A 25,197-nucleotide genomic window follows, 5' to 3' on the forward strand; every position below is an offset into this window, starting at 1 on the left:
ACGGCGCAGCCGCCAATGCTGCACCTCAGCAGCAGCAGCAGAACGTGACGCTGACGCCTGTTTGCCAGATCACGAACATCACGCCGGTTTGCTCAACGGGTATTCCCATCATCTGCAGCGGCGCAGCCGCCGCTCAGGCAGCCGTCACGCCTGCGACGTCCGTCGGATGCGGAACTCTTGCCACCGTTTGCAACCCGACGCACATGCATTGCACGGGTCCAGGCACGGCACCGCAACCTCAGAGCGTGACGCTGACGCCCATTTGCCAAGTCACCCTCACGCCGGTTTGCTCAACAGGCATTCCTATCATCTGCAATGGTGCAGCCGCCGTCCAGCAAGCTGCTGACAGGCCTGTGACTTCGATCGGATGCGGAACTCTCGCTACGATTTGCAACCCGACGCACATGCATTGCACCGGGCAATAAGCACCCGCTGAGACAGCTTTAGCTTTCACGTCAATGTAAGCCTGCCCATCGGCCGCCTGCGGCCGATGGGATCGTTTTAGGCCGGGCTTTGCGCCCGGTTTCCGTGCGTTTTCTAGATATCAACATCTGCCTTGGGGAAAACAATGTATCTGACCAGCGGCACGCTTGTGCCTTATCTCATCGATCGAAGCATACTCTCCGCAGCCGAGCTTCTCGATGATGACATCACGATTTTGGAAGCCGGGCGTCGTAACCGTAATTTCAAGGTTGCCCGCCGGGATGGTTCAGGCATTTTCGTCAAGCAGGTTCCGTTGATGGCGGCTGAGACGACACAATCCGTCAAGCGCGAGGCAGCTCTCTACGCCCTCGTTGAAAACAACGACGCGGCGGACAGCCTGAAATCCCTGATGCCAAAACTGCGGCACTATGACAAACACCGGCATTTGCTGGCCGTCGAGCTTGTTCCAAACTCCCGAAGCCTGACATTCTATCAAATGCAGGTCGCAGGCGTTGCGGGCGCAATGGAAGATATTGCCGCCCAATTGGGAAGGCTGCTTTCATCCTGCCACAAGCAATCATCCGACATCCTTGCGGAACCCTCACGACAAGGGGTTTTCCCCGCTCAACCGCCATGGATCCTGAATTTCTCGCATTATGGCGAGACCATGATGCCGAATATGAGCGGTGGTGCGAAGGCCGTGCTTGCAGCGTTACGCCAGCAGCCGGGGCTGAAAGAGCACATGTCGCTTTTGCAATCCGAATGGAGCCGGTCCTGCCTGATCCATGGCGATATGAAGTGGGAAAACCTGCTGATTTCGCAAGATCAGAACGGCGCCGCAGCAAAGCTTCAGCTGATTGACTGGGAACTGGCTGACCTTGGCGATGCCGCATGGGATGTGGCTTGCGTGCTCGCGAGCTTCATGCAGCCTGTGATCGTCGGGCGGTTTGACATGCAGGGGCGCCCCACCGGCCCTGCAACAGCTGACGAGGTTTCGCGCGCACAAGCGTGCTGCCGCACCTTCTGGCAGACGTACATGAAAGAACTAGCCCTGACTGCGGAGCAGCAGGCGCAGGCAAAGCAACGCTGCGTTCGCTTTGCCGCGGCCCGGCTTGTTCTCACAGCCTACGAGATTGCCCAATCCACTGCGGAAATCTCACCCTCAGCGCTTCTGGCGATCCAGACGGCAGCCAGCATTTTCAACGACCCCGGCAGCGCTGCCACCTCATTGTTCGGCCTTGAAGAGACAGGAGCATGACCATGCGAGCTTTCGACAGACTACTTATCGCAGAAACCGCTCGGCTACCCCTATCATTGCAGGCATCTCTGATGACCATTCTGGGTTCCATCAAGATCATCGGGGTGTCGCAATTCCAGATCGGCACACGAGACATCGTCACACTGCCGCCCATGGCGGCTGCAGAGCAGGCACGCTCCGTTACCAGCCGCCTTTCCGAGAGCCTCTGGCCAGCGCTTTATGAGGCAGCCTATTCAAGGCCTTTCAGCGCACACGCCCCTTCCCCGCTGGCCACACCCGCCGACCTTGACCTGCTATCGCAGCTTCGCGCGGCGTTTCCCGAAGGCGCGCGTTGGTCTGCGCAATGGCAGGTTTACAAGGTCGAGGCGAATGGCTCTGTCCACGTGCGCAAGGGTGATTGCTGCCGCCATGTTTTTCCCGGTGCCTTTGCGGCGGCATCGCATGGCCCTGTGCAGGCCAATTCGAATGTTTCCATTCTGTTGCCAATGGCTTCGTCACAAATGCAATCGGCTTTCTATCACATCACGGGCAACAGCCCGCATTGCGACCATGATGACGCGGCCTTGGCACGCCTCTACCTCAATACGCGTGCGACCTCGGTGGTGACATTGATGGCACGGATGGCCGGACTGCTAAACACCTATGCCGTGCCCTTTCGGGCAAAGACATTGCTGGACCCGGCGACCTATGACCGCACGGACAGCACAGTGTTCTACCTTCCACGAAGACACCTGCCATTCGCCTTGTCACTGCTCAGAGACACGCTTGTGGAAGCGGCTGCGGATCTGGACCCGGATGTTCCGCTCTTCTCGAAACGCATCGCGGATGGCGTTGGCGGTGCAGATGACCCGGGCTATGGCATGAGCTTTGGCCAGACGCGCACCATGCTGCTGGCAGACGCCATCGTCAGCGCCTGGGCAAGTGGCGACCAGACCGCGCAGACGCGACTTGAGCATCTCGAGCGGCGCTTCGTGGAGGAAAGCCTTTCACCCAACGCACCGCATTTGAGCGCTGGCAACAGCGACATCTACGCCATACCGGCCTGAAAGGATTTAGCAGATGAGCTTGATGACACTCCCCACAGCACAGATTGCGCATGGCCAGAGCGGATACCTTGAGGCGGCCAGCCGCATTGGAATGCAGCTTTGCCGCGACGCGATGTGGCACGATGGCCGCTGCACATGGATGGGCTGGGCGATGACGTTAGCCGATGGCAGCGCAACGGCGGCATATCGAACAGCATCCGCTTCACTCTATGACGGTGTTGCCGGAATTGCGCTTTTCCTCGGCCGGCTTGCCGTTCATGCACCTTCTGCGCCTCTTCTCGCCACGGTCGATGGTGCCGTGCGACAGGTACAGTCACGGCTTGCGGATTTCGACGCCCTGTCACAACGGAGTTTTTATACGGGTAGCCTCGGTGCGGCCTATATGTTGTACCAGTTGGGACGCGGCCTCAATCGGCCAGAATGGACAGAACAGGGGCTGGAGCTGGCTGAACGCCACGCGGCACTCCCCTTCGGCGATGACGCGCTGGATGTGATCGCCGGATCTGGAAGCGCTATTCCTGGCCTTATCTATATGGGCAAACATTTTTCCCGCCCGGTATTGACGGCTGCGGCAGTTCGCCATGCCGAACAATTATTGGCAAAGGGCGTGGTGGATGCGCGAGGCCTCTCCTGGCCATCGCTCTTGCCAAAGCATAACAATCTTCTTGGATACGCCCATGGCGTTTCCGGCATGGCGATGGCGCTTCTGGAAGCCTATGCGGTAAGCGGCGATGATGCTTTGCTGCACGGCGCACAGGAAGCCATCCGCTATGAGCGCAATTGCTTCGACCCGGCCCAGCAGGGTTGGCCGGATTTCCGTGTTGATACGATTACCGCCGGTGCCGCAACGCTTGCCCCCACCTGCAACTGCACCTGGTGCAGCGGTTCAACCGGCATCGGGCTAACGCGCCTTCGCATGATGGAGTTGCTGCCTGCAGATTCCGGTGCCGCAGAAGAGGTCAATATTGCGCTTCAGGGTGCCTCACGCTTGCTGATGTCGACAACGACCCCGCAAGACCTTTGCCTTTGCCACGGCCTTTGTGGCACAGCGGATTTCGTTCTCAGCGCAGGTGTTCAGCTGAACAGGCCAGATATTGCGATCTTTGCCGATCAGGTGGGTGACTTCATCATCGAGCATTACCTGAATGCAGAGCAGCCCCTTCCGTGCGGTGTGCAGCAAAGAGGTGAAGCACCGGGCCTGATGATGGGCAAGGCGGGAATCGGCTATTTCTTTCTGCGGCTGATCGAGCGGCAGACATTGCAATCTGTTCTTCTTTTGAAAGGTTGATACCCTGCCGTCGCCGCATTGTGTGCCATAAAAACACGGCGGCGGCGGCACCTCTTATGGAAATTTAGTATTTCATTAAGTACTTTTTCAGCTTGCGTGTATGGCGTCGTATCTCGACACAACGTTAACGCCATCACCCATGAATTCACCTGTTAGATTCAATATTTCTAAAGAATTGTTCGCACATATTGGCGACGTCGACTTCATGATGAAGTCGCGTTGCTACAGGATGAACCATGTTTGCGAACTCGATCGTTACGCTGGCGCTGATTGCGCTGCCAATCTATGTCTTTTTTCGCTGGGTACAGTACGATTCAGAAAGACAGGATAAGCCGAAATAGGTTTCCTTACGGCTATCCCCTCCCCCCAAAGCCCGCAATTACCCGTCTGCCGGATGTCCATAAGTGGTGAACACACCGCCTTGATAGATGTGGGCTGGATCCTTTGGATCTTCTTTTCCGGCTTCGAGAAGCACCTCGGCGCGCCACTTCGCCGAGCTGTCCTGCGGCTTCCAGCCAAGGAATGCTGCGCCGCTATTATCCCACCATGTCTCGTCATTGTTGGACGCGCCGTAGACCACGGCGTGGCCTAGCCTTGGCGCTTCAAACCCACGTGCGCAAAGCTGCACAAAATCGCCAGCGCTCAGCCACGTCGCCAACATCCGGGTCGTGCTGGGTTTTTCGGTGATCGACCCGATTCGAACGGACAGGGTCTCCTGTCCGAACTTATCGAAGTAAAAGCTGGCGAGATTCTCTCCGAAGCATTTTGAGACGCCGTAGAGCGAGTCGGGCCGCATCAAGGAATTACCGTCCAGCTTCTCATCGCGCCGGTAATAGCCGATCGTGTGGTTGGAACTGGCGAAGATGATGCGCGGCATGCCGTTGTGGCGCGCTGCTTCGTAAAGATTATAGACGCCGTCAATATTGCCTTTGAGAATCAGCTCGAAGGGTTTTTCCACCGAGATACCGCCGAGATGGATGATGCCATCGACGCCCGCAACCGCCGCATCGACCTCTGCGCGGTTGGAAAGATCGCATTTCACGAAGCTCTCATGGTCGGCAAGATCACTTATTTCGACCATGTCTGAGAGTACGACCTTTTCAGCGACTTGGCTCAGCAACGGGCGAATGGCCTTGCCAACACCCCCGGCAGCGCCTGTCAGCAACAGATTTTTCAGCATTTTTCCTCCCAGTATGCTTGCGCATCACCACATGCAGATACAAGATGTGGTCATACGTAAATTCTCTTGTTATCTTATGTCTATGCCAGACATTCATGGCATATCAAGAGGAGATGCGCCCTATCTCGTCGTGAACCGCTGACCATCACGGCAGCCCTACACTCAACACATCGCGGCCCCTGCCCTGCCTATCACGACATTTCGGCAACTTGTATTATAAGTTATTGACACAGGTCATATCTCGAATATTATCCGCATCAACACATCATCGGAGACAAGACTTTTATGGCAATGGACCCACAGGAACTCAAGGTCGCCCTCGGCGCAGGCCTTCTCTCTTTCCCCGTAACGCCGTTCAGCAAGGATGGCGAATTCAACGAGAAGCCATATCGTGACCACGTCAGCTGGCTGTCGGGCTTCGATGCCACAGTTCTCTTTGCTGCGGGCGGCACGGGTGAGTTTTTCTCGCTTGCGCCTGAGGAAGTGGCAACCGTGGTCAAAGCGGCGAAATCTGCGGCAGGTTCGGTTCCTATCGTTTCCGGCTGCGGTTACGGCACAAAAATCGCTATTCAGATTGCGCAAAGCGCCGAAAAAGCCGGTGCTGACGGCCTTCTGCTGCTGCCGCACTATTTGATGGATGCCTCGCAGGCGGGCCTCTACGCACATATCAAGGCAGTGTGCGATTCCGTCTCCATCGGCGTGATGGTCTACAACCGCGACAACTCCATTCTGACGGCTGAAACTCTACAGAAACTCTGCGACAGCTGCCCCAACCTCGTTGGCTTCAAGGACGGTTCCGGCGATATCGGGCTTGTGCGCAAGATCACCGCGACCATTGGCGAGCGACTGACCTATCTTGGCGGCATGCCAACGGCTGAACTGTTTGCAGATGCCTATCTCGGCGCTGGCGTAACAACCTATTCGTCTGCCGTCTTCAACTTCGTGCCAGCACTTGCGCAGAAATTCTACAAGGCACTTCGTGCAGGCGACAGAACAACGACCGACCGCATTCTCATTGATTTCTTCTACCCCTTCATGGACATTCGCAACCGTCAGAAGGGTTACGCCGTCTCCGCCATCAAGGCCGGTGTGCGCCTGATCGGCTTTGATGCCGGCCCGGTTCGCGCGCCCCTCACAGACCTGACCGAGGAAGAAGTCGGCATGATGCAGGCGCTGATTGGACCATACAAATCATGAGGATAGAGGCGGTCCGCACCCATTTGCTGGATTACAAACTAGGACATGCCTTTGAGAGCGCATCTATGCGCTTTGATCGGCGCATCCACTGCTTGGTTGAAATCATTTGCGATGATGGCACCGTGGGCTGGGGCGAATGCCTTGGCCCGGCCAAACCGAACGCTGCGGTAGTTGCGGCCTATGCGCCGCACCTCATCGGCAAAGACCCTCTCGATATCGAGATCATCTGGCACCAGCTCTACAATCTGCTTCGGGATCAGGGGCAGCGCGGGTTGACCGTGACTGCGCTGAGCGGCATTGATATTGCGCTGTGGGATATCAAGGGCAAACGCTTCGGAACGTCCATTTCCCGCCTTTTGGGCGGTCGCTTTCGCGAAAGCGTCAAGGCCTACGCCACTGGCTCCTTCCGCAAGGATAGTGTCGACGCGGTACCCGATGTTGCAGCGGAAGTTGCCGGATACGCAGCGCAGGGTTTCCATGCGGTCAAGATCAAGATCGGTTTTGACGTGGCAGAGGACATTGCCGTCATTCGCGCTGCCCGCGAATCTGTCGGGCCGGATGTGCGCATCATGATCGACGCCAACCATGGCTATGATGCGCTTGACGCTATCGAAGTCGGCAATGCGCTTGCGCCGCTGGGGATCGACTGGTTCGAGGAGCCCGTCGTGCCCGAGCAGCTCGACGCATATCAAGCTGTTCGCAAGGGCCAGCCCATCCCGGTTGCCGGTGGCGAAACCTGGCATGGGCGCTATGGAATGCGTGCGCCGCTGGAAAGCCGGGCGATCGATATTCTACAGCCCGATCTTGCGGGAGCCGGCGGTTTTTCCGAAACCAAACGCATCGTGGACATGGCAACGCTGTACGGCGTGCGCGTCGTTCCGCACGTATGGGGAACAGGCGTCGCCATTGCTGCCGCCCTGCAATTCATGGCCTACCTGCCACCAGACCCGGCCCGCCGCAACCCGCGCCCGCCCATTCTGGAGTTCGACCGAACCGAAAACCCCTACCGCCAAGCCGTCCTCACCAGTCCGCTGGACCATGTCGACGGCGTTGTGCAGATACCCGATGGACCGGGCCTGGGGATTGAGATCAACCGGGATGCGTTGGAGCAATATGCGTTAAGAGACTGAAATCCAAGACTGAGTGAGTTATCTGGACAGGTACATCGCCAAGAAATCGGCGGCGGAGCGAAGGGCTACAACCGCGTTGCCGTTGCCGGATTTCAAGAAAAAATCATGTGGTTCGCCTTGATAAACGTTAAGGGTTGCGGGAACGCCAAGTTGCTTGGCTTTCCGCTCCAAGTCGCGACCAATCGATAGAGGAAACGTCCGGTCTGCGCTTCCCCAGATTAGATGCAAGGGCGGCAAAGAGCGGATAGGCTGTGAATAGCCGCTTGGGAGTCCTCCGTCGACCAGCACAAGTGCGTCTATTTTCGAGCTTTCAACCGAAGCAGCCGACGCTATTTGCGCACCCAGCGAAACCCCGATAATCCCAACCTGCCCTCCATGGCGCGGTTGGTCTGTCAGAAAAGCTGCGACGCGATGAACGGAAGCAATCCACTTCGGCAATCTCTGATGATAATATGCCATCCGTGAAGACGCACTTCCGGCATTAACGATTGCACTTAGGTCAGCAGGCGACAAAACATGAACGAGATAGGCGTTCAGGCCCCCCGCTTTAAGAACCCGACCGATCTCGTCATACGCAGCTGATTCAAAGCCCCGACTCCCACTTAGGATCATAACACCAGGGCATGCGGGCTTGTTACAGTCACCAAAACTCTCGATGAGAACCTGACCGTCTGAAGTCGGAACGCTGTATTGCTGTCGTGGCGAAGCGTTGCCAATCCCACACATAGACAAGACGAATACAAGAGTGCAGCAAAACAAGCGCATTTTCTGATCACCATCCTCGTGCGGCGAAGCCAAATCTAGCCAAACAAAAGCCGCCTGCAACTGTGTTGCAAGCGGCTCATATCACAAATGATCAGATCCGTAGCAACCGAACCAAAGGCGCGGCAACTGGTTAGGAGATCAGTGTGTGCCCTTCAGATCGACCGGGAAGAACAGTGTCTCGCCAGACGAATCCTCCACGCCGTCATTGTCGGTTACGGCAAATGCCTTGCCGGATTTGTCAAAAGTGAAGCCTTCGAGCTTGTCCACGACGTAGCCGTTTGTCTGGGCTTTGAGGTCAGGCAAAAAATCATGGACTTCGGTTTTCTTGACCAATGGCAACTCGCCGCCGATCTTGCCGGGCTTCAGGTCAGAGATTGCGACGCTGTAGAGCTTCTTGATCTTGGCCTTATCGCCGATCTGGTTGTCGCGCTCGACGATATAGACATTGTCGCCGTGAGCAGTGATTTCGGAAAGGCCTACCCAGCCATCCTTCGTCTCATCCAGCGGGTAGTGCACGGCGCCCCACTCCTTGGATTTCAGATTGTAGGATACCAGTTTGACCATACCCTTTTCGCTCTTGCCCCATTCACGCTGAACAGCCATCCAGAGCGTCGCGTCGTCACCCTTGCCGACCAAGGTCACGCCTTCGAAACCGAAGCGGGTTTCTCCCTGCAGAAGATCTGTTGGTAGTGCGATTTCGGATTTAATCTCGCCCTTGGCGTTGACGTTGTAAAGCGCGTGCGGAACGAGCTTTTCGCTGTTGCCTTCGGATGCGACCCAGAAGCCGCCCTTGCCATCGAGGGTGATGCCTTCCATGTCGAGCTTTTGCGCCGGTTGGCCGTCACGCTTTACGCGCAAAACGCTGGTGATGAGCGCAGGCTTCTTCGTTGCGTCGATGGTGTAGATTGATGGCTGGTTGCCATAGACCGAGTCGGAGATGGCGTAAAGAATGCCATCCTTGTCTGCATCACCCACCAGACCGGAAAGAGCACCCCAACCGATTGGCGCACCATCGACCGTTGCCGAGGTGAGCTGCGGATAGGCCGCCTGCCCTTCAGCGCGTTCAAAGATCATGACATGCGAACGTGCACCGCCATCTTCTCCCAGATCCGCCTCATTCGCTGTCACCAGCAAGTTGCGCGATGGAATAGCGACAGCGCCTTCTGGTGAAATTCCGGATGGCAGAAGCTGCGTCAGCTGTGGCTCGGCGCCGGTGTCCTTATAGACGCCGACAACAGATGCGCGTTCAGCCAGAACGAAGAAGTATTTTTCACCGCCGAAGGTGGCAGCTTCCAAACCTTCTGGTTCGATGCCCTTCGCCTTGGACCGTTTTTCGGGATAATGACCGATGGCTGCAACTGCCTGTTCCAGGCTGGAGCCCGCTTCGTAGAGCAGCTTGCCGGTCTTGTCGAAGATGGTGAAGCCGCGCGAACCGCCTTCCCAATCACCTTCATTGGCGATGACGACGCGGTCATTGTCCAGCCACTTGACGGCATCTGGCTCGCGCTTGCGGGCTTTCTGGCTGTCAGTGAACTTGAGTTGACCGTCAGATTTCGTGTCAATGCCTTCAAGATCGACGGTGCCAGCGGAGAAGTGGCTCGTGACCTTGCCGCTTTTTCCATCAACGATGGCGATGTGGTTGTTTTCCTGAAGCGTAACAACGATCTCGCCATTGGCATTGATGGCGACGAATTCTGGCTCCGGATCATCAGACGCGATCTCGGCAATGCCGGTCATCTCGATCTTCTTGAGCGTTGAGCAATCCGCAACACCCTCTTTCAAGCCGATGGTTACGAGGAAACCAGCTGGCAATTGCGGCAACGCGCCGTCATTGACCTTCTCATCGCGCTCGTTTTCAATGGCGATGGCTAGGAAGCTTTTGTCGGGAGAAATCGCAACGGAGTCAGGCTGGCCTCCGAGGTCGCAGCTGGCTTCGATTTTCTTACCAGCCATATCGACAGTGACGAGCTTGCCGGATGGCTTGACGAAACTTTCAGACGTGTTGACGCCTGCAAAGACCTTCGTACCGGAGGCCACGACCGATGTCGGCTCACCATCCATCATCAGCGCACCGAGTGCCTTCGGGGCCTTCGCATCGGTAATGTCGATAAAACCGATGCCACCAAGCGGGCTGTCCGAATAGATCAGCGTCTTGCCGTCCTGGCTCGCCGTGATGATTTCAGCTGATGTGAGCGTTTTTGCGTCCTTGTCGGACGGCAGGTTCTGCGCGACTGGAAAGGACGCGATGCGGTTGAAAACCTGTTCGGCAGCAGCCGGAAATGCGACGGATGCGCACAGAGCTGCGGTGAGTGCGGCACTCGGAAAACGAAATGTCATGGTGTCCCCTTCATGGCATTGAAAAATGCATGATGGGTTCTTGGGCTATTGAGATGACAGGCACATGACAATCTAAATTCACTCATAAACAAAAAGCCCGGCGTGGAAAGCCGGGCTTTTTGCATTTCGGTGTCACCGTCGCGCTGAACGCACAATGGGCCAAATTCATTCCTCGTAAGCCGGAGAGCTGTCAGCGCGCCGCTGGCGCCGCAGCCCCTGGAAACTCAAGAATTAACAGCGTCCTTCAGGCCCTTGCCTGCAGAGAACTTAGGAACGTTGCGAGCCGGAATATCGACTTCTGCACCCGTGGATGGGTTACGGCCCTTGGAGGCTTCGCGACGGCTTACAGTGAAGCTGCCGAAACCTGCGAGACGAATGTCGCCACCGGCCTTTAGTTCGCCCTGGACGGTTTCGAAAACTGCGTCTACCGCAGAAGCGGCATCAGCCTTCGTAAGACCAGCCTTTTCGGCAACTGCAGAAACGAGCTCATTCTTGTTCATGTTTCCACCCCTTTCAATGGTTTGAAACGACTCAAATTGGATTGGCGCAGAATACTTATCTATTTGCGTACCGCCACCCAAAAGCGCTGGAACGGCCTGAAAAACAAGGGGTCTCAGGACCTTTTCACAAAAAAGGCTGGCATAACTGCCAGCCTTTTTGCGTTTTTGTGCTTATTCAGCATCATGCCTGCCGCGCACGTTTCAATGTGCGATTGTCTGACCGGCGTCATCCACGCCCTCGACAGTCGCTATAACGGGCGTCTCAATGCTGCCATCCCATTCAATCGGCTCGGGCATACGCACAAGCGCGTGCTTGATGACTTCACCCATGCGCGACACCGGAATGATCTCCATTCCGTTTTTGACGTTGTCCGGAATATCGGCCAGATCCTTTGCGTTTTCTTCCGGGATCAAGACCTTCTTGATACCGCCACGCAGAGCCGCCAGCAGTTTTTCCTTCAATCCGCCAATCGGCAGAACGCGACCACGAAGGGTGATTTCACCCGTCATTGCAACATTCTTGTCGACCGCAATGCCCGTCATGATGGACACGATGGCTGTGGCCATAGCGACACCAGCAGATGGTCCGTCCTTTGGCGTCGCACCTTCGGGTACGTGCACATGGATATCGGACTTGTCGAACCGTGGAGGCTCGATGCCGAAATCAACCGCACGCGAGCGGACATAAGACGCCGCCGCCGAGATGGATTCCTTCATCACTTCCTTCAGGTTACCCGTCACCGTCATGCGGCCCTTGCCAGGCATCATCACGCCTTCGATGGTCAGCAACTCGCCGCCCACTTCTGTCCAAGCCAGACCGGTAACTACACCGACCTGATCTTCGCCTTCAGCTTCACCATGGCGGTAGCGCGGAACACCAAGGTAATCGTTGATGTTTGCAGCCGTTACGGCCACAGACGTCGATTTGCCCTTGATGATTTCCGTGACAGCCTTGCGCGCAAGCTTCATCAACTCACGCTCGAAGCTGCGAACGCCAGCCTCACGGGTATATTGCTGGCTGATGGCCATCAGAGCATCGTCGCTGACGGAAAACTCTTCCGGACGCAACGCATGTTCCTTGATCGCCTTCGGCAGCAGGTGACGCTTGGCGATTTCGCGCTTTTCGTCTTCCGTGTAACCGGCGATGCGGATGACTTCCATACGGTCCATCAACGGGCCGGGAATGTTCAGCGTGTTGGCTGTGGTTACGAACATAACATCCGACAGGTCATATTCCACTTCGAGATAGTGGTCCATGAATGTGGAGTTCTGTTCGGGATCCAACACTTCCAGCAATGCGGATGAAGGGTCGCCACGGAAATCCTGGCCCATCTTGTCGATTTCATCGAGCAGGAAGAGCGGGTTGGACTTCTTGGCCTTCTTCATCGACTGAACGATCTTGCCGGGCATGGAGCCGATATAGGTCCGGCGGTGACCGCGGATTTCAGCTTCATCACGGACGCCACCGAGCGCCATGCGAACATATTCGCGGCCGGTTGCCTTCGCGATCGACTTGGCCAGGGAGGTCTTGCCGACGCCCGGAGGGCCGACGAGGCACAGGATAGGACCACGAATCTTCGTCGCACGGGCCTGAACAGCCAGATACTCAACGATACGTTCCTTGACCTTATCAAGACCGAAGTGATCCAGCTCGAGTGTGGCCTCTGCTGCATTCAGATCCGTCTTGATCTTGGACTTCTTGCCCCATGGCAAGCCGACCAGCCAATCAATGTAATTGCGCACGACGGTTGCTTCAGCAGACATCGGGCTCATCTGACGCAGCTTCTTCATTTCCGCGTCGGCCTTTTCCTTAGCCTCCTTGGAAAGCTTTGTCTTGGCAATGCGCTCTTCAAGTTCAGCCATCTCGTCACGGCCATCCTCGCCGTCGCCGAGTTCCTTCTGGATCGCCTTCATCTGTTCATTCAGATAGTATTCGCGCTGGGTCTTCTCCATCTGGCGCTTGACGCGCGAGCGGATCCGCTTCTCAACCTGAAGAACCGAAATCTCGCCTTCCATAAAGCCGAGCGCCTTTTCAAGGCGCTGCTTTACGCTGACGGTTTCCAGCATTTCCTGCTTTTCGACGATCTTGATCGAAAGGTGGGACGCAACGGTATCAGCGAGCTTAGAATAATCGTCGATCTGGCCGGCGGCACCAACCACCTCAGGCGAAATCTTCTTGTTCAGCTTCACATAGCTTTCAAACTCTGAGATCACCGAACGTGACAGAGCTTCGATTTCGACGGGATCTTCCTCAGGCTCGGAAAGCTGGACCGCAGTGGCTTCGTAGAAATCCTCACGCGCCGTATAGTCTTCGATCCGCGCGCGGCCTTTGCCTTCCACGAGAACCTTGACGGTACCATCGGGCAGTTTCAGCAATTGCAGAACATTTGCGATGGTTCCGACACGGTGAATGGCAGACGTGTCAGGATCGTCATCGCTGGCGTTGATTTGAGTGACGAGCATGATCTGCTTGTCAGAACCCATGACTTCTTCCAGCGCACGGATGGATTTTTCCCGGCCGACGAACAGTGGAACAATCATGTGGGGGAAAACGACAATGTCGCGCAGGGGAAGTACAGGATATGTACCACCAGATGCAGCAGACGGAACGTTTGTCATATCATTTCCTTTCAATGGTCCCCTTGAGAGGGACGCTTGCCGGACTTTCTTGGGGAGGTTCCGGCATATTCTTTGTTGTGACTAGAAGTGGAGTTCGTCACTGTCATTTTCAAGTCACAAAAGCATATAGCCTCGCGATGAACGCAGGCCTAAATCTTACACACGCTACGCATTACAAGACGCTTCACATTCTTCCGTCTTTTCGTGCCATCTTGCAGAATCACAAATCCGGCAAGCGTCGAAAAAACGTCATATCACGCCGCAAATCACTCGAAAACTCTATCGGAGAAGCCAATCCGCTCCAAACGTTAAATCCGGTGCGGCGGCAATATCGCAACGTTTCCGGTGAATAACGAACGAAAAGACCCGCCAGTGGCGGGTCTCTGTTCAACTTTGGTATGCAACGTAACGCCTTAGGCTGAAACGTTGGCTTTCTCTTCCTGACGGTCCGCATAAATGTAGAGCGGACGGGCAGCACCGCTGACGACGTCATCAGAAATGACGACCTCACGAACGCCTTCCAGGGTCGGCAACTCAAACATCGTGTCAAGCAGGATCTTCTCCATGATCGAACGCAGTCCACGTGCACCGGTCTTGCGGGTAATCGCCTTTCTGGCGATTTCACGCAGAGCATCGCCCTGGAACGTCAACTCGACATCTTCCATTTCGAACAGGCGTTGGTACTGCTTGATGAGAGCGTTCTTCGGCTCGGACAGGATCTGGATCAAAGCATCCTCGTCCAGGTCCTCAAGCGTTGCCAAGACAGGCAGACGGCCGATGAATTCGGGGATAAGGCCGAACTTGACCAGATCTTCCGGCTCCAGTTCACGCAGCACTTCGCCAACACGACGATCGTCTTCTGCTTTCACCGTTGCGCCAAAACCGATGGAGGTTTTTTCGCCACGTGCGGAGATGATCTTGTCGAGACCTGCAAATGCGCCGCCGCAGATGAACAGGATGTTGGTCGTATCCACCTGCAGGAATTCCTGCTGTGGATGCTTGCGGCCACCCTGCGGAGGAACGGATGCAACCGTGCCTTCCATGATCTTGAGAAGTGCCTGCTGAACGCCCTCGCCCGATACGTCCCTCGTAATGGAAGGATTGTCGGACTTACGGGAGATCTTGTCCACTTCGTCGATGTAGACGATGCCGCGCTGGGCGCGTTCAACGTTGTAATCGGCAGACTGGAGCAGCTTCAGAATGATGTTTTCAACGTCTTCGCCCACGTAACCGGCTTCGGTCAGCGTCGTGGCGTCAGCCATTGTGAACGGCACGTCGATGATGCGCGCGAGTGTCTGGGCAAGATAGGTCTTGCCACAACCCGTTGGGCCCACCAGCATGATGTTCGACTTCGCCAGCTCAATGTCGCCGTTCTTGGTCGAATTTGCGAGGCGCTTGTAGTGGTTATGAACAGCCACAGACAGGATCTTCTTTGCCTGCTTCTGGCCGATAACATATTCATCGAGGATCTTGATGATATCCTGCGGGGTGGGCACACCCTCGCGAGACTTCACCATAGATGTCTTGTTTTCCTCGCGGATGATGTCCATGCACAATTCGACGCATTCATCGCAGATGAATACTGTCGGCCCGGCGATGAGTTTCCGGACCTCGTGCTGGCTCTTGCCGCAGAATGAACAATAGAGTGTATTTTTAGAGTCGCCGCCGTTGCTGCCGCTGACTTTGCTCATATCTCTTTCCTTCCAGCACGCCGCTGTTTCGCACCGCGAAACGCGGTCAACTTATCGTCTGCAGAAACGGTCGCTTCCCATAAGCATCCATATCCGCTTCGTTCCCGGGGTACTAACCGTTTTCGGACATATGATCCGGCAACGGCGGCAACGAATTCCCCTTCAAACTCCAAAGCAGTGACGCCTCAGCATTTGGTACTGCAACCCCTCTCAGCCCAAACAAGCTTATGCAGGATCACAACAAACTATGTCATAAAAATTCAACACAGCCTTAATAACTACTATTAGCGCTTTATTTTTCGGTTGAAACCCCGAAATTCACTCGGAGCTTCAAACCCGGATCACATTTAAAGCGACTTAGCTGGCGGTAACGGCTTCCATTTCCTGACGCGATGTCAGGATTTTGTCGACGACGCCCCAGCCCTTTGCCTCGTCCGCATCCATAAAGTGGTCACGGTCGAGCGTGTTTTCAACTTCTTCAAGCGTACGGCCTGTGTGCTTCACGTAAACATCGTTCAGCCTGCGCTTCATCTTGATGATGTCGCGGGCATGACGCTCGATGTCGGACGCCTGACCCTGGAAACCGCCAGATGGCTGGTGAACCATGATGCGAGCATTCGGTGTGCAGAAACGCATGCCCTTCTCACCAGCAGCCAGAAGCAGCGAACCCATGGACGCGGCCTGACCGACGCACAGCGTGGACACGGCTGGGCGGATGAACTGCATCGTATCGTAAATCGCCATGCCGGCGGTCACGACGCCACCTGGCGAATTGATGTACAGCGCGATCTCCTTCTTCGGATTTTCCGATTCAAGGAACAGCAGCTGCGCGCAAACGAGCGATGCCATGTGGTCTTCCACCGGACCGGTCAGAAAGATGATCCGCTCTTTCAGCAGACGTGAATAGATATCATAGGACCGTTCGCCGCGATTGGTCTGTTCCACAACCATCGGCACCAGAGCCATGGCGGTATCAACTGGATTTCTCATGTCCGTCCTTTGTCAACTCTAACCCGGCGGCTTTCGCATCCGGAATCAATTCTATTCGTCTACTCTCTACATAGAGTGTGATTGCCCGGTTCTTCAAGACTGAGGTAACGGATATCCTTAATCGCGTCCCGGCAAAAATCCATAGTCGGCTTACACCGCCCCGCTCCGCAACACCATCCGCCTTCTACAAAGCGAGCAACGTCTTCAACCTTCCATCGTATTTTTGGTCAATCAAAGATTAACCGGACAAAAAATTATGTTCAACAATCAGTCTCAGTAACAATCAGAAATAACTTCTTAGGGTTTAAGTGCTGATATTGCCCAAACCCGACCCGGTGTCCCTCCGGTTTCCGGTTTTTGGCGGAAAATTCAAGTAGTGCGCGTTCAAGCATGTGCACGGCAAAGACCGACACGCATATATTCGCGCAAAGCTGTATTTTAAAGTGAGATTGCACAGTGCTGGACGCCAAGACAGGCATGCTACTCTGGTCGATGGAGACTCTGACCCTGTCAGCTCTCCTGGCAGTCGTATGGCTACACAATCCGGCAAAGAAATATCATTTGTGCTTCTCGACTGGCTTTGCCTGTATTGGAATTGGCGCCATTCTTGTTGGCCTGCGCGGTGTCATTCCCAATTTCGTGTCGATCCAGATCGCGAATACCATTGCGCTTTGCGCCTTTGCTCTTTGGCTGGCAGGACTATTGAAGCTTGAAAACCGCAGGATCGATGGCTGGATCGCAATTCCAGCGCTGATCTGGGTTGCTTTCATGTTCATCAACCCTGTCCGCGAGAGCATGGTAGCGCGGATCATTTTGTATCATTTCTGTGCAGGTGTCGGATATTTGATGATCGCCGGGGTGCTTTTGACATCCAAGGAATACATATCGAACACCCGGAAGTTTCTGGCTGTTGCGCTCTCTGTCCAGGCCGTGATGGGCGGCCTCGTTGCATCGATCGTCATCCCCTACAATACAGCCACCGGCCAAGTCGTTCCCCTCACCGGCCCTGTTGCGCTGGCTGGAGCGTTCGGTTTCGTGGTGATCATCATGATTGCGGTCAAGATGTTCATGGAAGACGCCAGTCGCACGTTGCAACATCTGGCCATGACAGACCACATGACCGGCACGCTGAACCGCCGTGGCCTTTTCCATGCTTTCAACACGCTCAAAGCGCGCCTTACAGGCACGTCGAGACACATTGCCTTCATTCTGTTCGACATTGACCATTTCAAAAAGATCAATGACGAGTATGGCCACCAGTGGGGCGATGAAGTGCTGGTGAAGTTCTGTGCGCAGGCTGGAAAAATTGCTGATGGACAGGGCGTTATGGTGCGCATGGGGGGGGAGGAATTCGCCTGTCTGGCAGAGTGCGATGACCCGGCAAAAGCGGCCGTTCTGGCTGAAGCTATCAGGATTTATTTCAGCCGAATCGTCATGAGAACAGACAACAGGGAATTTATGGCGACTGTCAGCGCTGGCGTTTACACCTCACCTGCGGCGGACGCGGATCTCGACACATTGATGATCATGGCGGACCGCGCGCTTTATGGCGCCAAGAAGGAAGGCCGTAATCGCACGGTGGTCCGTGAGGGCACCATCAACATCGTCATACCGTCAGACGACCGGGACGAAGACCCCTGCGACAACAACGCGGACCGCCAGGTTGCCGCCCTCACCCGCATTGCCAGCATCGCTAATCGGTAATCCATGACTTGACCTTCATGCGCGTGCGACCCAATCTTGGGCGCAGCAACGGAGGTTCTGCCATGCCCATCAGGTTTTTCACCGGCGTCTTGCTTTCAGCCGCCTTGGCCGCAGGCTCAGTCGAGGCGCAGCAGGCATCGGACACTCTTGCCCCGGAACGGGCAACGGGTACCAAAGCGGCAAGTCGTGTCGAGGCAAAGAATTTCATGGTGGCCGCGGCCAACCCGCTGGCTGCCGAGGCTGGGCGGAAGATCGTTGCTGATGGCGGCAATGCCATCGATGCCATGGTGGCGGTCCAGACGGTTTTGGGCCTTGTCGAGCCACAGAGCTCTGGCCTGGGCGGCGGCGCCTTTCTCGTTTATTACGATGCTGCGGCCAAGAAACTGACGACGTTTGACGGACGCGAAACCGCGCCGATGGAGGCGACGCCGAAGTTGTTTCTCGACGAGACAGGCCAGCCCCTTAAGTTCATGGATGCCGTCATCGGCGGGCGTTCCGTCGGCACGCCGGGAACAGTGCGGCTGCTTTCGGACGTCCACCGCAAATATGGGAAAACGCCATGGGCCGATGTGTTGAAGCCAGCCGAAACGCTGGCGAACGATGGCTTTCAGGTCTCGCCGCGTCTTGCCTCTCTGATTGCATCGGAAGGCGAAAGGCTGAAAAAATACGATGCGCCCCGCAGCTATTTCTATGATGCCTCTGCCGCGCCGCTGAAGGCAGGCACCGTTCTGAAAAACCCAGCCTATGCCAAGACCCTTAGTGCCATTGCAGCTGGAGGTGCTGACGCTTTTTACAGCGGACCGATTGCGGAGGCTATCGTCAAGACCGTGCGGGAGGCGACCGGCAATCCGGGCGTTCTATCGCTGACTGATCTTGCAAATTATCACATCAAGGAGCGCGAGCCGGTCTGCGCCGACTATCGTGCGCTGGATGTTTGCGGCATGGGTCCGCCCTCCTCTGGTGCCGTGGCTGTGGGGCAGATGCTGGGCATGCTCGAAAACTTCGATCTCAAGTCGCTTGGGGCAGATAATGTGGAAAGCTGGCGGCTGATTGGCGATGCGCAGCGCCTCGCCTTTGCGGACCGTGAACGCTATGTTGCAGACCCCGATTTCCTGCCGCTGCCGACCAAGGGACTGCTCGCCAAGGATTATCTCGCCACACGCGCCTCGTTGCTGGATGGCGACAAGGCACTTACCGCAGATGCTGTCAAAGCCGGAGAGCCGCAATGGGACCATGCCTCATTGTTCGGGCGCGGGCCAACGCTCGAAATGCCCTCGACCAGTCACTTCGTCATTGTCGATACCAAAGGTAATGTCGTCTCCATGACGACGACCATCGAGAGCGGCTTCGGCTCGCGCCTGATGACCAATGGCTTTCTGCTGAATAACGAGCTGACGGATTTCTCCTTCAAGACCCATGACAATGGCGTGCCGGTTGCCAACCGTGTCGAGCCGGGCAAGCGACCGCGCTCCTCCATGGCACCGACAATTGTGATGAAGGATGGCAAGCCGTTACTCGCCATCGGCTCGCCCGGAGGAAGCCAGATCATCGGCTATGTTGCGCAGGCGCTTGTTGCCTATATCGACTGGGGTATGCCGGTGGAAAAGATCGTGGCGCAACCGCACCTCATCAACCGCTTCGGCACCTACGATATCGAATCCGGAACCAGCGCGGAAACATTAGCAGAACCTCTTAAAGCATTGGGTTATCAGGTTAAACCGGGAGAGATGAACTCCGGCCTCCATGCTATCGAAATCACCGGTCAGGGACTCGTCGGCAGCGCCGATCCGCGCCGTGAAGGTGTGGCTGTGGGCGAATAGAATCGCTTTCTCGCGTGATAGCTTTGAGTTAAGGATCAGGCATGAAAACCGTGCCTGAATTCCTTCACATCGACGCCGACAATCGTTCGGTTTCGCTCGACGCCCGCAACCCCGCATTCTATGGCGATCCCAATTCGGTCTATGCGGCTTTGCACGCCCAATGTCCCACCTTCTATTGGGAAGAGCAGAAGCAGTGGTTTTTCACAGGTTATGACCACGTGAACGCGTTGCTGCGCGACCGGCGCTTCGGGCGGCAGATCCTGCACGTTGCCACTCGCGAGGAATTGGGCCTCGCGCCGCCACAGGACCATGTCACCCACTTCGATGCGGCGGAGCGGCATTCGCTGCTGGAAATCGAGCCGCCGGAACATACGCGGTTAAGAACGCTGGTGAACCGTGCCTTCGTGTCTCGCCATGTTGAGAAGATGACACCGGAGATCGAGGCTCTCGCCAATGGTTTGATCGACGCGTTCGAAGCCGATGGCACTACGGAATTGCTGTCTTCATTTGCTGATATCATTCCGGTGACGATGATTGCCCGGATGATCGGCATTCCCGAAGATATGGGGCCTCAACTGCTGAAATGGTCGCATGCCTATGTTGGCATGTACATGTTCAAGCGCACCCGCGAGGATGAGTTGGCCGCCGACATCGCCGCCAAGGAATTTGCGGATTATGTGCGAACCGTGATTGCGCAACGCCGGGCAGAGCCAAAGGACGACCTGCTCAGCCACATGATCCACACCGAACACAAAGGGCAGTATCTCACCGACGAGGAACTGATCTCCACGACGATTGTGCTTTTGAATGCTGGGCATGAGGCGACGGTGCACCAAATCGGCAATTCGGTCCGCGTCATCTTGGAGAGTGGAAGCGACCCCGCTGTGCTGTTTCAGGATGAGAAGTCAACCGACAGGACGGTGGAAGAAACGCTGCGCATCGGCGCGCCGGTTCACATTTTCCAACGATGGGCACTTGAGACCGTCGAAATCGACGGCATCACGTTCCATCGAGGCGACAAGGTGAGCCTGATTCTGGCAGCGGCAAATCTCGATCCGAAGAAATTTACCGATCCGCTGACCTTCAAGCCGGATCGCGCCGAGGCCCCCAACCTCTCCTTTGGCGCTGGGATTCACTTCTGCATCGGCGCGCCTCTAGCGAGGCTGGAGCTCAACATCGTGTTGCCGCTACTCTTCAAACGCCTGCCCGCCCTGCGTATCGCGCAAAAGCCGCAGGTGAAGGACGTGTATCATTTCCACGGCCTCGAGCGGTTAGATCTGGTGTGGGGATCGTAACGCGATTCGACTCACAGCCGGATGACATAGTCCTTGCGAGTCGTTTCAATCACTTCCCAGCTTCCTTTAAAGCCGGGTCTTAAGATGAGACGATCACCCACGCGTAAATGGATGGGCTCGGCACCGTCTTCCGTCAGGACAGAATATCCTTCCAGGATGCTGAAATATTCCCATTCGTCATATTCGACGCGCCACTTGCCGGGCGTGGACTGCCATATTCCGGCGTAGATCCCACCGGAGGCTTCCTCGATGTTCCATGTTGTGAACTTCGGGTCGCCCGAGATCAGCCGGCCGGGTGCGGGTGCACCCTCTTCCGGCTGAACGGCGGAAAGATCGCCCTCTGACTTGAAGTTGAGACTATGGGTCATGGGCAACCTTTCCTGATGAGATCAGACCTTGGCGAGTGCCTGCTCAAGGTCTGCAATGATGTCCTTGACGTCTTCGATGCCGACGGACAGACGGACCACATCCGGCCCTGCACCTGCCGCTGTCTGCTGCTCCGGCGTCAACTGCGCATGCGTTGTGGATGCCGGGTGGATAACCAGAGAGCGCGTATCGCCGATATTGGCAACATGCGAGAACAACTGCAGGCCTTCAACAATCGCCTTGCCAGCCTCGTAACCGCCCTTCACGCCGAATGTAAAGACAGAGCCGGCGCCCTTTGGCGAGTAGCGCTGCTGAAGCGCATGATTGGGGCTGTCTTCCAGACCCGCATAGTTGACCCAACCCACTTTCGGATGGGCCTTGAGCCACTTGGCAACCTCAAGCGCATTGTCTGAATGGCGCTGGACACGCAGGGACAGCGTCTCGATACCCGTCAGAATGAGGAAGGCGTTGAACGGCGCAATCGATGGGCCAAGGTCGCGCAGACCAAGAACGCGGGTTGCTATGGCGAAGGCGAAATTGCCGAATGTCTGGTGCAACACCACACCGGAATATTCCGGGCGCGGCTTGGACAATGCGGGGAATTTATCGCTGGCCGACCAATCAAACGTACCGCCATCCACGATGACGCCACCCATGGAATTGCCGTGGCCACCCAGGAATTTCGTCAGTGAGTGCACGACGATATCGGCACCGTGTTCGATGGGTCTCAGCAGGTATGGGCTTGCCATCGTATTATCGACAATCAGCGGCAAGCCGTGCTTGTGCGCGACCTCAGCAATCGCGGCGATATCGACAAATGTGCCGCCCGGATTGGCGAGGCTTTCGATGAACACCGCTTTCGTGCGTCCGTCGATCTGGCTTTCGAAACTGGCGGGATCTGCGGCATCGGCCCAGCGGACATCCCAGCCGAAGTTCTTAAAGGAATGACCGAACTGGTTGATCGATCCGCCATAGAGCTGACGGGCTGCCACGAAGTTATCGCCCGACTGCAACAGCGTGTGGAAAACCAGCAACTGTGCCGCATGGCCTGATGCCACGGCCAAAGCTGCCGTGCCACCCTCAAGCGCCGCGACGCGCTCTTCCAGAACGGCCTGAGTCGGGTTCATGATGCGGGTATAGATATTGCCGAATTCCTTCAGCCCGAACAGCGCCGCCGCGTGGTCGGAGTCACGAAATTCATAGGCGGTGGTCTGGTAGATCGGCGTGGCGCGCGCGCCGGTGGTGGGGTCGGGTTCCGCTCCGGCGTGAATTGCCAAAGTCGAGAAACCGGGATTGTTTGCTGACATGTGTCCCTCCAATTATTGTTTTGCCTGCCTTGAGAGCAGAGGGATAATAACGCTCTCAAGGCAAATGATAAGTGCGAGTTGTGCTAACTATGCTGCAATATTGAGCCGCGGATACTCAATTGCGGGGCATCGGTCCATCACGACTTCTATGCCGTAGGCCTCAGCCTTCGCAGCCGCATCGTCATGGCGAACCGATAGCTGCCCCCAGATGACCTTTGGCCTTGGCGACAGGAGAATGACCTCTTCCACGACAGCAGGCAGGAATTCCGCCGCACGAAAAACATCCACCATATTGATCGCTTCAAGAATGTCGGCCAGTTTCGCGTAGACGTGCTGGCCCAGAATTTCCTTGCCTTCCTGGCCGGGATTGACCGGAAAAACGGTGTAACCCTTGCTCAGCAGAAAATTCATGACGCCATGACTCGGCCTTGCCGGATTGGGCGATGCACCCAGAAGAGCAATGGTTTTGACATCTTTCAGAATGCGCCTGATGTGATCGTCTTCGTAGCTATCGTGGTTCATCACGTCCTCCAGTTCTGCGGGTGAGTTATAGCACCAGTCTGCTCCAGCGAGTCATAAAACTGGGCTGAATGGCTGTTGCTATCAATGAGTGACGGTAAACAGCGTGTTCGATCCAACGTTCCAAACAATCCGCAATGGTTGGCTTACGCACCGGTGCAAGTTCGGGCCGGAGCGCATAAGCTGGCGATGTTCAAACAAATGTGAGTCGCACCTTGTCCCTTGATGTCTTGCTACTGGTGTTGCTGGGTGCGCTTTTGCATGCGGGTTGGAACGCGCTCGTCAAATCCGGGGCAGACAAGGCGCTGGATGCGAGTTTGATCGCCGCCGGTGCCGCCACCTGCTCTATTCCCTTCCTTCCTTTCGTGCCGATGCCCGGCTCTGCGGCCCTGCCCTTTCTGGTGCTGTCAGCTGTTTTGCAATTCACCTATTTCAGGCTGGTTGCCGCTGCTTACACGGTTGGCGATATCGGCCTCGTCTACCCCATCATGCGCGGCGTGGCCCCTCTCATCGTAGCCGCCAGCAGCAACCTTTTTCTGGGTGAAACACTGAGCGCAGCCGCCATTGCTGGCATCGCCATCATCTCCTCAGGCATCCTCACACTTGCGCTGGAGGCCCGCAGTGGCGGCAGGCGGCCTATTTTACTGGCGCTCGCCAATTCGGTTGTGATTGCGGGCTACACCTTCGTAGATGGTGTCGGCGCACGGCTTTCCACCAGCCCGCTCTCCTACACATTGTGGATGTCACTTCTGCCGCCGATGATGCTGTTTTCCTGGGCCTTCTACCAGCGCGGCTGGCAACCGGTTGCCACGCATGTGAAACGGCACTGGTGGCGTGGTCTCGCGGGAGGCGCGGGCTCCATTCTCTCATACGGCCTAGCGCTCTGGGCAATGACGAAGGCACCCGTCGCAGTCGTGGCAGCGCTGCGAGAAACATCCATTCTTTTCGCCATCGTCATCTCTGTCGTCATCCTCAACGAAAAGGCCAGCCTATGGCGATATCTGGCAGGCGGCGTCATCGCTTTGGGCGTTCTGACCATGCGATTAGGCTGATTTCAGCGATATTTCTTGTGGTATCATAAAACCACATAAATAACCTACTGATTTTACTTGTCATTTTCGGCAGGCATCAAAAACTCTGCCGTTGACGAGATTTTAGCGAGCGCCTATAAGCGGCCAGACAGGATTTCCTCGGAAATGCGGTCTTTTCGGCTGTGAAACTATGAACAGCCTCAAGCAACAAGAAACGCCTGCGTGCTCCACTGGAGCGTGACAGGTCCTAGAGAAAGTTAAAAGAATGTCTACTTTCGTTCAGAAGCCTGCCGAGGTGGAGAAGAAGTGGATCATCATCGACGCCGAAGGCCTCGTTGTTGGTCGCCTCGCCACCGTTGTTGCAACCCGCCTGCGCGGCAAGCACAAAGCAACCTACACACCGCACGTCGATGATGGCGACAATGTCATCATCATCAATGCGGAAAAGGTTGTCTTCACCGGCAAGAAGTATTCCGACAAGAAGTATTACTGGCACACTGGTTACCCAGGTGGCATCAAGGAACGTACAGTTCGCCAGATCATCGAAGGCCGCTTCCCGGAGCGCGTTCTCGAAAAGGCTATCGAGCGTATGATTCCACGTGGTCCTCTTGGCCGTCGCCAGATGAAGAACCTCCGCGTTTACGCCGGTTCCAACCACCCGCATGAAGCACAGCAGCCAGCCGTTCTCGACGTGGCAACGCTGAACAGCAAGAACGTAAGGAGCGCCTGAT

General features: G+C 56.1%; 21 protein-coding genes. 11 read left to right on the plus strand and 10 right to left on the minus strand.

Annotation, left to right across the window (positions count from 1 at the left end; genetic code table 11):
• The 4 genes from IFT53_RS22305 to IFT53_RS22320 form a co-directional block, all read left to right on the plus strand.
• Positions 1-425, plus strand: a 425-nt coding sequence (locus IFT53_RS22305) for a hypothetical protein (RefSeq protein WP_192096963.1), incomplete at its 5' end; no start/stop codon positions are given.
• Between the two features lie 143 nt (positions 426-568).
• On the plus strand, positions 569-1,681 hold the full coding sequence (locus tag IFT53_RS22310) for a phosphotransferase family protein (protein ID WP_192066572.1): 1,113 nt from the start codon (positions 569-571) through the stop codon (positions 1,679-1,681).
• A gap of 71 nt (positions 1,682-1,752) precedes the next feature.
• On the plus strand, positions 1,753-2,727 hold the full coding sequence (locus tag IFT53_RS22315; RefSeq protein WP_192066574.1) for a T3SS effector HopA1 family protein: 975 nt from the start codon (positions 1,753-1,755) through the stop codon (positions 2,725-2,727).
• Positions 2,728-2,740: 13 nt separating this feature from the next.
• Complete coding sequence (locus tag IFT53_RS22320) at positions 2,741-4,015, plus strand: lanthionine synthetase LanC family protein (protein ID WP_192066576.1); 1,275 nt, start codon at positions 2,741-2,743, stop codon at positions 4,013-4,015.
• A 379-nt stretch (positions 4,016-4,394) separates the two neighbouring features.
• Here the strand turns inward: IFT53_RS22320 and IFT53_RS22325 are convergent, their stop codons facing one another.
• Positions 4,395-5,195, minus strand: a complete 801-nt coding sequence (locus IFT53_RS22325; RefSeq protein WP_192066577.1) for an NAD-dependent epimerase/dehydratase family protein — start codon at positions 5,193-5,195, stop codon at positions 4,395-4,397.
• 291 nt (positions 5,196-5,486) lie between these two features.
• Between IFT53_RS22325 and kdgD the strand changes: the two genes are divergently transcribed.
• Both kdgD and IFT53_RS22335 read left to right on the plus strand, forming a co-directional pair.
• Complete coding sequence (gene kdgD, locus IFT53_RS22330) at positions 5,487-6,392, plus strand: 5-dehydro-4-deoxyglucarate dehydratase (protein ID WP_192066665.1); 906 nt, start codon at positions 5,487-5,489, stop codon at positions 6,390-6,392.
• Positions 6,389-7,522 carry a mandelate racemase/muconate lactonizing enzyme family protein gene (locus IFT53_RS22335; RefSeq protein WP_192066579.1) on the plus strand — a complete coding sequence of 378 codons (1,134 nt, stop codon included), beginning with the start codon at positions 6,389-6,391 and terminating at the stop codon, positions 7,520-7,522. The genes kdgD and IFT53_RS22335 overlap by 4 nt, the downstream gene beginning before the upstream one ends.
• A gap of 18 nt (positions 7,523-7,540) precedes the next feature.
• On the opposite strand, the gene IFT53_RS22340 is transcribed toward IFT53_RS22335, so the two are convergent.
• From IFT53_RS22340 to clpP, 6 genes are all read right to left on the minus strand, one after another.
• Positions 7,541-8,347 (minus strand): dienelactone hydrolase family protein, encoded by an 807-nt coding sequence (locus IFT53_RS22340; protein ID WP_244656372.1) that lies wholly within the window; start codon positions 8,345-8,347, stop codon positions 7,541-7,543.
• A gap of 78 nt (positions 8,348-8,425) precedes the next feature.
• Positions 8,426-10,624, minus strand: a complete 2,199-nt coding sequence (locus IFT53_RS22345; RefSeq protein WP_192066581.1) for an esterase-like activity of phytase family protein — start codon at positions 10,622-10,624, stop codon at positions 8,426-8,428.
• A 224-nt stretch (positions 10,625-10,848) separates the two neighbouring features.
• Entirely contained in the window at positions 10,849-11,142 is a 294-nt protein-coding gene (hupB, locus tag IFT53_RS22350; RefSeq protein WP_446737711.1) for a DNA-binding protein HupB, read from the minus strand.
• Positions 11,143-11,325: 183 nt separating this feature from the next.
• Positions 11,326-13,743 (minus strand): endopeptidase La, encoded by a 2,418-nt coding sequence (gene lon, locus IFT53_RS22355; RefSeq protein ID WP_042619696.1) that lies wholly within the window; start codon positions 13,741-13,743, stop codon positions 11,326-11,328.
• Positions 13,744-14,156: 413 nt separating this feature from the next.
• Entirely contained in the window at positions 14,157-15,434 is a 1,278-nt protein-coding gene (clpX, locus tag IFT53_RS22360) for an ATP-dependent Clp protease ATP-binding subunit ClpX (protein ID WP_042618478.1), read from the minus strand.
• 357 nt (positions 15,435-15,791) lie between these two features.
• A complete protein-coding gene (gene clpP / locus IFT53_RS22365) occupies positions 15,792-16,424 on the minus strand; it encodes an ATP-dependent Clp endopeptidase proteolytic subunit ClpP (protein ID WP_042618479.1) in 633 nt (210 codons plus the stop codon).
• A 456-nt stretch (positions 16,425-16,880) separates the two neighbouring features.
• Between clpP and IFT53_RS22370 the strand changes: the two genes are divergently transcribed.
• From IFT53_RS22370 to IFT53_RS22380, 3 genes are all read left to right on the plus strand, one after another.
• Positions 16,881-18,128: a diguanylate cyclase gene (locus tag IFT53_RS22370; protein ID WP_192066582.1), complete on the plus strand. Its 1,248-nt coding sequence runs from the start codon at positions 16,881-16,883 to the stop codon at positions 18,126-18,128.
• Between the two features lie 62 nt (positions 18,129-18,190).
• A complete protein-coding gene (ggt, locus tag IFT53_RS22375) occupies positions 18,191-19,948 on the plus strand; it encodes a gamma-glutamyltransferase (protein ID WP_192066584.1) in 1,758 nt (585 codons plus the stop codon).
• 41 nt (positions 19,949-19,989) lie between these two features.
• Positions 19,990-21,243 (plus strand): cytochrome P450, encoded by a 1,254-nt coding sequence (locus tag IFT53_RS22380; RefSeq protein WP_192066585.1) that lies wholly within the window; start codon positions 19,990-19,992, stop codon positions 21,241-21,243.
• An 11-nt stretch (positions 21,244-21,254) separates the two neighbouring features.
• Here the strand turns inward: IFT53_RS22380 and IFT53_RS22385 are convergent, their stop codons facing one another.
• The 3 genes from IFT53_RS22385 to IFT53_RS22395 form a co-directional block, all read right to left on the minus strand.
• Positions 21,255-21,611 carry a cupin domain-containing protein gene (locus IFT53_RS22385; protein WP_192066587.1) on the minus strand — a complete coding sequence of 119 codons (357 nt, stop codon included), beginning with the start codon at positions 21,609-21,611 and terminating at the stop codon, positions 21,255-21,257.
• A 21-nt stretch (positions 21,612-21,632) separates the two neighbouring features.
• Complete coding sequence (locus tag IFT53_RS22390) at positions 21,633-22,916, minus strand: O-acetylhomoserine aminocarboxypropyltransferase (protein ID WP_192066589.1); 1,284 nt, start codon at positions 22,914-22,916, stop codon at positions 21,633-21,635.
• Positions 22,917-23,003: 87 nt separating this feature from the next.
• Complete coding sequence (locus tag IFT53_RS22395) at positions 23,004-23,438, minus strand: CoA-binding protein (protein ID WP_192066590.1); 435 nt, start codon at positions 23,436-23,438, stop codon at positions 23,004-23,006.
• Between the two features lie 212 nt (positions 23,439-23,650).
• On the opposite strand from IFT53_RS22395, the gene IFT53_RS22400 reads away from it, so the two are divergent.
• Positions 23,651-24,487 carry an EamA family transporter gene (locus IFT53_RS22400; RefSeq protein ID WP_192066592.1) on the plus strand — a complete coding sequence of 279 codons (837 nt, stop codon included), beginning with the start codon at positions 23,651-23,653 and terminating at the stop codon, positions 24,485-24,487.
• Between the two features lie 244 nt (positions 24,488-24,731).
• On the plus strand, positions 24,732-25,196 hold the full coding sequence (gene rplM, locus IFT53_RS22405; protein ID WP_192066593.1) for a 50S ribosomal protein L13: 465 nt from the start codon (positions 24,732-24,734) through the stop codon (positions 25,194-25,196).
• Position 25,197 lies beyond the last annotated feature (1 nt).

This window comes from Rhizobium sp. CFBP 13644 (genome assembly GCF_014842165.1).
GTDB classification, from domain to species: domain Bacteria; phylum Pseudomonadota; class Alphaproteobacteria; order Rhizobiales; family Rhizobiaceae; genus Agrobacterium; species Agrobacterium tumefaciens_C.